The organism is Streptomyces sp. NPDC007084, from assembly GCF_040703595.1.
In the GTDB taxonomy this organism is placed as follows: Bacteria; Actinomycetota; Actinomycetes; order Streptomycetales; family Streptomycetaceae; genus Streptomyces.
Map to the genome: position 1 here is coordinate 288,544 of NZ_JBEYFY010000003.1, position 11,122 is coordinate 299,665.

The 11,122-nt window shown below is 73.5% G+C and carries 9 protein-coding genes; 1 reads left to right on the forward strand and 8 read right to left on the reverse strand.

Annotation, left to right across the window (positions count from 1 at the left end; genetic code table 11):
- Window positions 1-270: 270 nt before the first annotated feature.
- The 4 genes from AB0912_RS04770 to miaA all read right to left on the reverse strand — a co-directional run bounded on the left by AB0912_RS04770 (window position 271) and on the right by miaA (window position 5,631).
- Entirely contained in the window at window positions 271-2,460 is a 2,190-nt protein-coding gene (locus tag AB0912_RS04770; RefSeq protein ID WP_366696489.1) for an HD domain-containing protein, read from the reverse strand.
- 535 nt (window positions 2,461-2,995) lie between these two features.
- Entirely contained in the window at window positions 2,996-3,865 is an 870-nt protein-coding gene (gene dapF, locus AB0912_RS04775) for a diaminopimelate epimerase (RefSeq protein WP_366696490.1), read from the reverse strand.
- 180 nt (window positions 3,866-4,045) lie between these two features.
- Window positions 4,046-4,585, reverse strand: coding sequence for a hypothetical protein (locus AB0912_RS04780; protein ID WP_366696550.1), 540 nt, complete (start codon window positions 4,583-4,585; stop codon window positions 4,046-4,048).
- 107 nt (window positions 4,586-4,692) lie between these two features.
- Window positions 4,693-5,631, reverse strand: a complete 939-nt coding sequence (gene miaA / locus AB0912_RS04785) for a tRNA (adenosine(37)-N6)-dimethylallyltransferase MiaA (RefSeq protein WP_366696491.1) — start codon at window positions 5,629-5,631, stop codon at window positions 4,693-4,695.
- Window positions 5,632-5,849: 218 nt separating this feature from the next.
- Between miaA and AB0912_RS04790 the strand changes: the two genes are divergently transcribed.
- Window positions 5,850-6,146, forward strand: a complete 297-nt coding sequence (locus AB0912_RS04790; RefSeq protein WP_366696492.1) for an antitoxin — start codon at window positions 5,850-5,852, stop codon at window positions 6,144-6,146.
- A 271-nt stretch (window positions 6,147-6,417) separates the two neighbouring features.
- Here the strand turns inward: AB0912_RS04790 and AB0912_RS04795 are convergent, their stop codons facing one another.
- The 4 genes from AB0912_RS04795 to AB0912_RS04810 all read right to left on the reverse strand — a co-directional run bounded on the left by AB0912_RS04795 (window position 6,418) and on the right by AB0912_RS04810 (window position 10,838).
- The gene (locus tag AB0912_RS04795; protein ID WP_366696493.1) at window positions 6,418-7,185 is read right to left on the reverse strand and encodes a class III extradiol dioxygenase subunit B-like domain-containing protein; all 768 of its coding nucleotides are present in this window, start codon (window positions 7,183-7,185) and stop codon (window positions 6,418-6,420) included.
- A gap of 168 nt (window positions 7,186-7,353) precedes the next feature.
- A complete protein-coding gene (miaB, locus tag AB0912_RS04800; RefSeq protein WP_366696494.1) occupies window positions 7,354-8,886 on the reverse strand; it encodes a tRNA (N6-isopentenyl adenosine(37)-C2)-methylthiotransferase MiaB in 1,533 nt (510 codons plus the stop codon).
- Between the two features lie 168 nt (window positions 8,887-9,054).
- Complete coding sequence (locus AB0912_RS04805) at window positions 9,055-9,951, reverse strand: alpha/beta hydrolase (protein WP_366696495.1); 897 nt, start codon at window positions 9,949-9,951, stop codon at window positions 9,055-9,057.
- Window positions 9,952-10,301: 350 nt separating this feature from the next.
- On the reverse strand, window positions 10,302-10,838 hold the full coding sequence (locus AB0912_RS04810; protein WP_366696496.1) for a MazG nucleotide pyrophosphohydrolase domain-containing protein: 537 nt from the start codon (window positions 10,836-10,838) through the stop codon (window positions 10,302-10,304).
- Window positions 10,839-11,122 lie beyond the last annotated feature (284 nt).

An 11,122-nucleotide genomic window follows, 5' to 3' on the forward strand; every position in this document is an offset into this window, starting at 1 on the left:
CCGGTGGCGGCGACGCGCGCCCGGCCCACCCGAACGGGTGGGCCCGGATGCTCGCCACACGGCGCCGTCCCGGAACACCCCGCCGTCCCAGGGCACCACGCCCGCCCCGGACTCCGCGCCCTCCCGCACTCCGTACCGGCCCACGGCAAGGCTCCGCACCACCCCAGGGCTCCGCGGCGGGCCGGGGCTCGCGACGGGCTGGGCTGGGCTCGCGAGGGGACGGGCTGGGCTGGGCTCGCGACGGACGGGGGCTCGCGGCGGCCCGCGGAACTACTGGGCTGCCGCCGCCGGATGCTGGGCCCGGCTCACGTCGAAGACGCCGGGCACGTTGCGCATGGCCCGCATCAGGCCCTGGAGGCGTGCGGCGTCCGGGAGTTGGAGCGTGTACGTGTGGCGTACGCGCTGCTGGCTGGGCGGCTCGACGGTCGCCGAGACGATGGCGACCCCTTCCGCGGCGATGGCCTCGGTGAGGTCGGCCAGCAGGTGCGGGCGCCCGAAGGACTCGGCGACGAGCGTGACCCGGCACTCGGTGGTGTCTCCCCAGTTCACCCCGACCTCCGGCCGCCCGTCGCTCTTCATGCGTGCCGCTCCGGGGCACTCGACGCGGTGCACGGTGACCACTCCCCCGCGTACGGCGAAGCCGGTGACCTCGTCGGGCGGTACGGGCGTACAGCAGCCGGCCATGCGTACGGAGGCGCCCGGCTGGTCCACGAGGGCGCTGGCGGGGCGGCTGGCGTGGGCGGCGGCCGGCGGAGCCACGGGGGTCTCGGCGGAGGGCCTCGGGCCGGTGGCGGCGGTCTCCTCGGCGCCGGGCGCGGGGTGGGCGGCGATCCAACGCTGGATGGCGATCCGGGCGGCGGCCGTGTGGGCGTGCTCCAGCCACTCCCTGGAGGGCTCGGAGGCGGGGTCCTGGCCCATCAAGAGCTGAACGGTGTCGCCGTCCCTGAGGAGCGTACTCAGCGTCGCCAGGCGGCCGTTGACGCGGGCGCCGATGCAGGCGTGCGCGTCCTCCCCGTACTGGGCGTAGGCCGCGTCGACGCAACTGGCGCCCTCCGGAAGGCCGAGGGAGCCGCCGTCGGCGCGGAACACGGTGATCTCGCGGTCCTGGGCGAGGTCTTCGCGGAGGGTCGACCAGAAGGTGTCGGGGTCCGGGGCGGCCTGCTGCCAGTCCAGCAGGCGGGAGAGCCAGCCGGGCCGGGTGGGGTCGGCGCGCTCGCCCTCGAAGGGACGGTCGCCGCCGCCGTCGGGCTGGTCCTCGGCGGGCTGGGCGTAGGGGTTGCCGAGGGCGATCACGCCGGCTTCGGCGACCTTGTGCATCTGGTGGGTACGGATGAGGATTTCGGCGACCTGGCCGTCCCCCCGGCTGACCGCCGTGTGGAGCGACTGGTACAGGTTGAACTTGGGGACGGCGATGAAGTCCTTGAACTCGGAGACCACCGGGGTGAGACAGGTGTGGAGTTCGCCGAGCACGCCGTAGCAGTCGGCGTCCTCGTTCACCAGGACCAGGAGACGGCCGAAGTCGGCGCCGCGCATCGGGCCACGCTTGCGCGACACGCGGTGGACGGAGACGAAGTGCCGTGGCCTGATGAGGACTTCGGCCTGGATACCGGCGTCGCGCAGCACCGCGCGTACCTCCTCGGCGATCTCCGCGAGGGGGTCGTCGGGGCGGCCCGCGTTGTCGGCGATCAGTTCCCGGGTGAGTTCGTACTCCTCGGGGTGGAGGATCGCGAAGACCAGGTCTTCCAGTTCGGTCTTGAGCGCCTGGACGCCGAGGCGTTCGGCGAGCGGGATCAGCACGTCGCGGGTCACCTTGGCGATGCGCGCCTGTTTCTCCGGGCGCATCACGCCGAGGGTGCGCATGTTGTGCAGCCGGTCGGCGAGTTTGATCGACATCACGCGGACGTCGTTGCCCGTGGCGACGAGCATCTTGCGGAAGGTCTCGGGTTCGGCGGCGGCGCCGTAGTCGACCTTCTCCAGTTTGGTGACGCCGTCGACCAGGTAACAGACCTCTTCGCCGAACTCCTCACGGACCTGATCCAGGGTCACTTCCGTGTCCTCCACGGTGTCGTGGAGCAGGGAGGCGGTCAACGTCGTGGTCTCGGCGCCCAGTTCGGCGAGGATGAGCGTCACCGCGAGGGGGTGCGTGATGAAGGGCTCGCCGCTCTTGCGCATCTGGCCGCGGTGCGAGGACTCGGCGAGGACGTACGCACGGCGCAGGGGTTCCAGGGTGGCGTCGGGATGGTGGGCGCGGTGGGCCTCCGCCACGTGCCCGATGGCGTCCGGCAGCCGGTCGCGGGCGGTGGGCCCCAGCAGTGCGGCCCGGCCCAGTCGCCGCAGGTCGATGCGCGGGCGCGCCTTCCTGCGGTGCGCTGGGGCCGCTCCCGGTTCGAGCGGGGCCGAGCGCTGCGGGGCGGGCGTCGCGGGGCCTGGCGTCGCGGGATTCGTCGCCTCCGCACTCATGGGCACCTCCGGCTGCGTAAGACCGGCGGACGGGTGCCCCAGGGCGTACTCGGCTCAGGGGATGGTGTCGGTCCCCCGTCCGGGCCGGTGCTTGATGCTACCGACCCCACCACGCCCGGTTGACCGCCTCTCGCCGAGCGTGAAACGGATCACCCATTCGAGCGACTGTCCGGGGGTTTACCGTTTCGAACTTCCGCATAAGGAGGCACGGACGTGCGGCGGAGGGCGGGGCAGGTGCCGGGGAGCGCCGGGTCAGCCCCCGGCGGGGGCGTGCGGTGCGACGCACGCGCCGAGTGCCGTCGGGGAGCGGTACGAGGCACCCGCCGAAGTGCCGGCAGGGCCGCGGTACGGGGCACACGCCACGGAACCGCCAAGGGGCCGCCGGAAATCGCAACGCCACCCGAACCGCTCCCGGACCGCCCCGGCCACTCCCGGTCCACTCCGGGACCGCCCCGGCCTACCCCAGTTCGCCCCCCGGGCATCCGGTGGTGGCGGCGGCCTTCAGCCCAGGGCGCCGGACATCCGGTGGTGGCCCTCAGCCCAGGGCGCGGGCCAGCCAGTCCGCGTCGATCTCGCCCTCGGCGACGATCACGGCCGGGCCGGTCATCTCGATCTCGCCGTCCGGCCGCTCGGTGATGACCAGGCGCCCGCCGGGCACGTCGACGGTGTACGTGACCGGGGTGCCGGTCGCGGCCGGGTCGGCGCCGTCGCGGCGGGCGGCGGCGACGGCGACGGCACACGCGCCGGTGCCGCAGGAGCGGGTCTCACCGGAGCCGCGCTCGTGGACGCGCAGGGCGACGTGGCGCGGCCCCCGGTCGACCACGAACTCGATGTTGACCCCGTCCGGGTAGACCGAGGCCGGGGTGAACGGCGGCGCCGTGTACAGGGTTCCGGCGTCCGCGAGGTCGTCCACGAAGGCGACGGCGTGCGGGTTGCCCATGTTCACGTTACGGGCGGGCCAACTGTTCCCGTCGACGCTGACCGTGACCTGCGCTTCGGGGAGGAGCGCCTTGCCCATGCCGACGGTGACGTCACCGTTCTTGGCGAGGTGCACGGTCTTCACACCGCCGCGCGTGGCGACCGCGATGTCTCCCTCGGACACGTGTCCGGCGCGCTGGAGGTAGCGGGCGAAGACCCGCACTCCGTTGCCGCACATCTCGGCGATCGAGCCGTCGCCGTTGCGGTAGTCCATGAACCACTCCGCCTCGGCGGCCATCGCGTGGGCCTCCGGGTGCGCGGCGGAGCGCACGACGTGCAGCAGACCGTCGCCGCCGATGCCCGCGCGGCGGTCGCACAGGGCGGCGACAGCGGCCGGCGGGAGGTCGATGACGTTCTCCGGGTCGGGGACGATCACGAAGTCGTTCTCGGTCCCGTGCCCCTTGAGGAAGGCGATCCGCGTGCTCATTCCTCGATCGTACGGGGTCGGATCCCGGCCCTGTGGATCGGCGGCCGGGTCAACGGCCCGGCGCCCACGCGAGGGAACCGGCGCCCGAAATCAACCCGCTCGACGCCGGGCGTCCGAAGTCCAACGACCCCTGCCCTCGTCAAGAGCCCGAAGTCTGGGTCGGCGACCCGGTGCCCGCGGTCAGCGCAGGCGCGCCACGCGCCACACCGCGAGGATCGCCACCGCGGCGACGACCACGACGTACGTGATCACCACGCGCCAGTCGGGACGGCGGCCGGAGCCGCGCTGCGGGAAGCCGGGCAGGGCGTAGCCGACGCGGCGGGCGGCCATCATGCCCCAGCCGGCGGCGCACGAGCAGATCAGCAGGCCGAGCATGGCGACGACGGCCCCGCCGTCACCGAACTCGAAGGCCAGCGGGAAGGCGAACATCAGGGAGCCGGTGGCGGCCAGCGCCACGATCGGCGCGAGCTGCCAGATGCGCAGCCGGCGCTGCGGGCGCAGCTCGACCTCGACCTCGGGCTCCGGGGACATCGCTCCGGGTTCGGGCCCGTCCGCGATCACCCCGCCGGGGGTGTCGTCGGGTCCGTCGGAGCTGAGGGGTTCCCCGCCCAGCTCGGGCTCGACGCCGCCGTCGGCGTCCGGGTCGACGCTCAGACCGTCTCCGTCCGGAACAGCACCGTGCTCAGTGCCTCGTGCAGTGTCGCGAGGGCCGGCCTCCATCGCCACGCGCCCTCCCAACTCGGACTTCACTGGTCGATCGAAGCTCGATGATGGCACGCCGCCGGAGGCCCCGATGACGGCCGGAGCGTCCCGATGCCATGACGTGATCAGGCTGTGACCGGTCGTTCGACCAACGCCAGTGCGAGTTCGGGGAGTTCTGTGAGATCCGCCGCGGCCCCACTGAGCCAATGCACCCTGGGGTCGCGTCGGAACCATGAATCCTGACGGCGCGCGAAGCGTTTGGTCGCGCGTACGGTCTCCGCGCGCGCCTCGTCGTCGGTGCACTCCCCGGCGAGCGCCGCGAGCACCTGCTGGTACCCGAGCGCGCGGGAGGCCGTGCGCCCAGCGCGCAGGCCGTGCGCCTCCAGTGCGCGCACTTCTTCGACGAGTCCGGCGTCCCACATCCGGTCGACCCGGCGGGCGATGCGCTCGTCCAGTTCGGGCCGCGTCACGTCGACCCCGATCTGCACGGTGTCGTACACGGAGTCGTGGCCGGGCAGGTTGGCGGTGAAGGGCTTGCCGGTGATCTCGATGACTTCGAGGGCGCGGACGATACGGCGGCCGTTGCTGGGCAGGATCGCGTGCGCGGCCTCCGGGTCCGCCGCGGCGAGCCGGGCGTGCAGGGCGCCGGAGCCGCGCAGCGTCAGCTCCTCCTCCAGGCGGGCCCGCACCTCGGGGTCGGTGCCGGGGAACTCCAGGTTGTCGACGGCCCCGCGCACGTACAGCCCCGAGCCGCCCACCAGGATCGGCCAGCGGCCCTCGGCGAGCAGGGCGTCGATGCGGGCGCGGGCCAGGCGCTGGTACTCGGCGACGCTGGCGGTGACCGTCACGTCCCAGATGTCCAGCAGGTGGTGGGGAACCCCGTCGCGCTCGTCGTCCGTCAGCTTGGCGGTGCCGATGTCCATGCCCCGGTACAACTGCATGGAGTCGGCGTTGACGACCTCGCCGCCGAGGCTCTTGGCGAGGAAAACGCCCAGATCGGACTTTCCTGCCGCGGTCGGTCCGACGACGGCGATGACCCGGGGGGCGGGGGGTGCGCTGCTCACGCCCCCAGTCTCGCAAACCCCAGGGCCTCTCCCCTAACGGGCCGAGGGGCACGGGAGGGCCGGGCGCGGTCGGGTGAACCGGGCGACGCGGAACTTCGGCCCCACGAGTAACGTATAGAACGGTATGGGCGTATTCGCGCTGCTTCTTCGGGCCGGCCGTGACGGGCGAGGCCGACGCGAGCGCCCGCAGGCGACTGTCCGGCGAGGGAAGGCGAACCATGGGTCTGATGGACAATCTGAAAGCCAAGCTGGAGCCGGCGAAGGACAAGGTCTCGGGGCTGGCTCAGCAGCACGGGAGCAAGGTCGCCGACGGTCTGGACAAGGCCGCCAAGATGGTGGACGAGAAGACCAACCACAAGTACAGCGACAAGATCCAGACGGGCACGGACAAGGCGAAGGACGCCGTGGACCGCCTCGCGGCGAAGGAAGGCGACGGACCGGCGACGACGCCGGACACGCCGGCCCCGCCTCGGGCCACCCCGCCGGACATGCCCACACCGCCTCAGACGTCCTGACCGGCCCGGTCCACGCCCCGGCCCCGCCCTGGACCACACCGACCCCGACCCCCATCGGCGAACGGCCGCGAAGCCCCGCGCTCGCGGCCGTCCGTCGCTTCGTGCGTCGCCGTCTTGCATAGCCTTCTTACGTCGCCGAGAGGCCGTTTCTCCATGGCGCCGGCCGCTGGACGCGAAGCGCCGGGCGACCGCCGGACGCCAAGCACTGGCCGCCAAGCGCCAAGCGCTGGGCGCCGGGCGCCGGGCGCCGGGCGCCGGGCGAAGCGGGTTCCTAGGACCAGGCCGCCACGAGGTACCCGACTCCGTAGGGCGCGTCGTCGTAGAGCAGGGCGCCGGCCAGGCCCGCACCTTGCGCCGCGCCCGCCAGGACCTGCCAGGGGGCGCGTCCGGCGGCCTTCAACTCCCGGGCCAGTCCGGCGTCCAGCGCCTTCAGCGCGTCGACGTCCGCCGCCCCCAGGGCCCGGGCGGCCTCCGCGTCGAAGGCGGCGGCGCGCTCGTCCAGGTAGCCCGGCGCCTTCAGCGTGCGGCAGGCGCTGGCGTCGCCCATCACCAGGAGCGCCACGCGCTCGGCCCGCGCGGCGAGCTGGGCCCCTGCCCGCACACACCGCTCGGCGTCCAGCGGTTCGCCGACGCCGAGCCCTTCTACGGGGGCGTCGGACCAGCCGGTGCGTTCCAGCAGCCAGGCGGCGACGGCGAGGGAGACCGGAAGTTCCCGGTCCGGGTCGTCGGAGGCCGCGTCCGGCGCGCCCTTGCGGCCGAGCCGAACGGCGAGGTCGACCCCGAAGCCGGTGAACGAGCCGCGCGTTCCTTCGGGGTGCGCGCCCCGGAGGAACGAGCCGCGCGTTCCTTCGGGGTGCGCGCCCCGGAACTCCGGGTCGGCGGGGCCCACGACCACCAGCAGGTCGGGCCGGGACGCGGCGAGCACGCCGAGCGCGTCGGTGCAGGCCGCGCGCGCGGGGTCCAGCTCGGGCGCCGCACCGACGGCGACATCGGGGACGAGCAGCGGGGGGCAGGGGCAGACTGCGGCGGCTACAAGCATGATCCGCAGCGTAACCCTGTCCGTACGGGGGCTGCCCGGACAGTGCCAGGAACGGAGTCCGGTCAGTCCTCAGGCCCCCTCAACCGCCCTCAGGCACCTCTATCGCCCCTTGAGTCGCCGAGGACTCTCCAGGGAGTCACCGGGGGTCGCCCGTAGAGGCGCACCCCCTCAGTCGCAGCCGCAACCGCTCCCGCTGCCCGCGGCGACCGGCAGGGGTTCCGGGGCGCCGATCTTCGGCAGGCCGAGCATGACGCCCGCCGGCTTGGCGGCAGCGGCGGCGTTGCGCTTCTCCCAGGCGTCCCCCGCGCGCGTGCGCCGCACGTTCAGGACGGCGCCCTCGGCGAGGAGGTGGTGCGGGGCGGCGTAGGTGATCTCGACGGTGACCACGTCGCCGGGACGGACCTCTTCGTCGGGCTTGGTGAAGTGCACCAGGCGGTTGTCGGGGGCGCGGCCGGAGAGCCGGTGGGTGGCGCCGTCCTTGCGGCCCTCGCCCTCGGCGACCATCAGCTCCAGGGTGCGGCCGACCTGCTTCTTGTTCTCGTCCCAGGAGATCTCCTCCTGGAGGGCGACAAGACGCTCGTAGCGCGCCTGGACGACCTCCTTGGGGATCTGCCCCTCCATGGTGGCCGCCGGGGTGCCGGGACGCTTGGAGTACTGGAACGTGAAGGCCTGCGCGAAGCGGGCCTCACGGACGGCGTGGAGGGTCTGCTCGAAGTCCTCCTCCGTCTCGCCGGGGAAGCCCACGATGATGTCCGTGGTGATCGCGGCGTCCGGGATGGCGGCGCGGACCTTGCCGATGATCCCGAGGAAGCGCTCCTGGCGGTACGAGCGCCGCATGGCCTTCAGGACGGTGTCCGAGCCGGACTGCATCGGCATGTGGAGCTGCGGCATCACGTTCGGGGTCTCGGCCATGGCGGCGATCACGTCGTCGGTGAAGTCGCGCGGGTGCGGCGAGGTGAAGCGGACGCGCTCCAGGCCCTCGATCTGCCCGCAGGCGCGCAGCAGCTTGCTGAAGGCCTCGCGGTCGCCGATGTCGCTGCCGTACGCGTTGACGTTCTGGCCGAGGAGGGTGATCTCGGAGACGCCCTCGCCGACCAGGGCCTCGATCTCGGCGAGGATGTCGCCGGTCCTGCGGTCCTTCTCCTTGCCGCGCAGCGCCGGGACGATGCAGAAGGTGCAGGTGTTGTTGCAGCCCACGGAGATCGACACCCAGGCGGCGTACGCGCTCTCGCGGCGGGTCGGCAGCGTGGAGGGGAACGCCTCCAGGGACTCGGCGATCTCGACCTGGGCCTCCTCCTGGACGCGGGCGCGCTCCAGCAGGACGGGCAGCTTGCCGATGTTGTGCGTGCCGAAGACGACGTCCACCCAGGGCGCCTTCTTGACGATGGTGTCGCGGTCCTTCTGGGCCAGACAGCCGCCGACGGCGATCTGCATGCCGGGCCGCTTGGTCTTCATCGGGGCGAGCCGGCCGAGGTTGCCGTAGAGGCGGTTGTCGGCGTTCTCCCGGACGGCGCAGGTGTTGAAGACGACGACGTCCGCGTCACCGTCCGAGCCCGCGGGGGCCCGTACGTAACCGGCGTCCTCCAGCAGCCCGGAGAGCCGTTCGGAGTCGTGGACGTTCATCTGGCACCCGTAGGTGCGCACTTCGTACGTCTTGGATTCCTGAACGTCCACTGCCTGACTCCGGTCGCCGCTGCTCATGTGACAAGGGTAGGCGGTTGCCGGAGTGGGTAAGGACGCCGGAGCCCCACGGCCGGTATGCCGCACGGGTCAGAGCCCTCGGGCGAGGCGGTGCCCTCGGGCGAAGCAGTGCCGTCAGGCGAGGCAGTGACGTCAGGCGAGGCAGTGCCGTCAGGCGAGGCAGTGCCGTCAGGCGAGGGCGGTGAACCGTTCGGCGGCCGTCTTCGCGGGGTCGCCCAGCAGGATCGTGTAGTGGTTGGAGTCCTCCACCAGCTCGGTGGGCAGGCCTCCCGGTCCGCCGGTCCAGCGTTCGACCAGGTCGCCCGGCAGCATCGGGGGCTCCTGGCCGAGCAGCCCGAGCGGCGCGTGCAGCAGCAGCGCCGGGACGGACAGCCGCTCCAGATCCGCCGCGAACCGGTCCCCGGAGGCCAGCAGATCGCGCCCGTCCTGCCGTACGGCGTCCTCGCGCGCCTTCGAACGCCGGGCGCCCCGGGGACCCGTGAGGTCGTAGCGCACGTACGTCTCGACGTCGTCGTTCCAGTAGGGGCCGAGCGCCGGATGAGCGCGGAAGAAGTCGACGTAGTCCTGGTCGGTCGCGTACGTCAGGCCGAGGCGGGCTATCGCGGGGCCGAGGGTCGCGTCGAGGATGCCGTCGAGATCGGCGCCGGGCGGCACCGGCAGGGGCAGCCCTCCGTCGACGAGCAGGAGCCGGTCGAACAGTTCGGGACGCCGCGCGGCGGCCAGCAGCGCGACGTACGCGCCCATCGAGTGGCCGGTCAGCGCGACGGGCGAGCCCGCGCCGAGGCCCTCCGCCAGTCGGCACAGGTCGGCCGCGTGCCGGTCGAGTCCGTACGGGCCCGGGGCGTCGGCGCTGCCGCCGCGGCCCCGCAGGTCCGGGGCGAACAGGCTCCACTCGGGCGGGAGCAGGCGGGCGAAGGCGCCGAACGCCATGCCGGACGCGGTGATGCCGTGGGCGGCGAGCGCGGGGCGCGGTCCCTCGCCGAACCGCAGGACGCGCAGCGTTCCGCCCTCTACGGGCAGATCGAGTTCGGCCGGCCCGTCCACGCGCCTCCCTTGATCACCCATGCCCACCCCTTGATCGTCCCCGGCGGCGCCGCTCGGCACCGCCCCGCGAAGTTAACCAGCGGGCGCGGGGCCGTGGAAGGGGTGCGCGCGGCAGTCGCCGGGGCCTGCGCTGAGGCGTGCGGCACGGATCACCGCAGGTCCGGGCGGCGGCCGGCAGGGCACGGCAGGGCACGGCACCCGCCAGGCGTCCGGGCGCCAGGTGCGAGGTTGCCCGGACCCAGGCTCCGGGCTCCCGACGCCGGGCAACCGGGTGCAGGCGTCCAGGCGTCCAGGCGTCCAGGCGTCCAGGCCCATTGTCCGGCTCCGGATACCCCACCCCGGGCTCGGCCCCCGGCCCCCGGCGCCCGTCCCTACGCCTCCGGCGCCTTCCAGCCCTGGCGGCGCAGGACCTCCGCGACGTCCGGTGCCCGGTAGTGCTCGCCCTTGAGGACCTTGCCGTCGGCGCGGCGGGCGACCTGACCGTCCGGGCCGATCTTCGTCATGTTGGCCCGGTGGATCTCGGCGATCACCGCGTCGAGGTCGATCCCGTGGACGAGAGCCGTGCCGTACGCCACGTACACGACGTCGGCGAGTTCGTGCGCCAGCCGGTCGAGCGGGCCCTCGACCGCGACCTCCGCCGCCTCCGCGGCCTCCTCGGCGAGCAGCTCCCCGCGGTGCGCGGCCAGTTCCGGGGCGACCTCGGCCGGGGTGCTGCGGGCGTCCAGGCCGAAGGCGCGGTGGAACTCCCGGACCAGCGCGGCCGGGGAAGCGGGGGAAGGGGAGGAAGGGGAAACCGAGGGCGAGACGGCGGCGGGGACGGAGCCGACCGGCGTGTCCGCCGAAGGCGCGCCCGGGGACGCGTCCGGGGCGGCGAGCGAGGGCACCTGCGACGGGGAGAACGGCTGCATACAGCGAGCCTATCGATCCGCCGGAACCCCCTCGTCCACGTCCCGGCCTGGCCAGGATCGCTCCGCCGAAGTCCCCTCCCCCGCGTCCCGGCCTGGCCTGGATCGCTCCGCCGAAGTCCCCTCCCCACATTCCAGCCAGGTCAGGATCGCTCGCCCGGAACCCCCTCCCACACCTTCCGGCAGGTCGGGATCGCTCGCCCGGAACCCCCTCCCACACCTTCCGGCAGGTCGGGATCGCTCGCCCGGAACCCCCTCCCACACCTTCCGGCAGGTCGGGATCGCTC

Coding starts and splice junctions, on each gene's coding strand:
- dapF (WP_366696490.1), bottom strand. CDS start 3,865: ATGAGCACGCGGATCGCCTTCCTCAAGGGGCACGGGACCGAGAACGAC.
- AB0912_RS04805 (WP_366696495.1), bottom strand. CDS start 9,951: ATGGGTGATCAAGGGAGGCGCGTGGACGGGCCGGCCGAACTCGATCTG.
- AB0912_RS04790 (WP_366696492.1), top strand. CDS start 5,850: ATGGGTCTGATGGACAATCTGAAAGCCAAGCTGGAGCCGGCGAAGGAC.
- miaB (WP_366696494.1), bottom strand. CDS start 8,886: ATGAGCAGCGGCGACCGGAGTCAGGCAGTGGACGTTCAGGAATCCAAG.
- AB0912_RS04770 (WP_366696489.1), bottom strand. CDS start 2,460: ATGAGTGCGGAGGCGACGAATCCCGCGACGCCAGGCCCCGCGACGCCC.
- AB0912_RS04780 (WP_366696550.1), bottom strand. CDS start 4,585: ATGGAGGCCGGCCCTCGCGACACTGCACGAGGCACTGAGCACGGTGCT.
- AB0912_RS04810 (WP_366696496.1), bottom strand. CDS start 10,838: ATGCAGCCGTTCTCCCCGTCGCAGGTGCCCTCGCTCGCCGCCCCGGAC.
- AB0912_RS04795 (WP_366696493.1), bottom strand. CDS start 7,185: ATGCTTGTAGCCGCCGCAGTCTGCCCCTGCCCCCCGCTGCTCGTCCCC.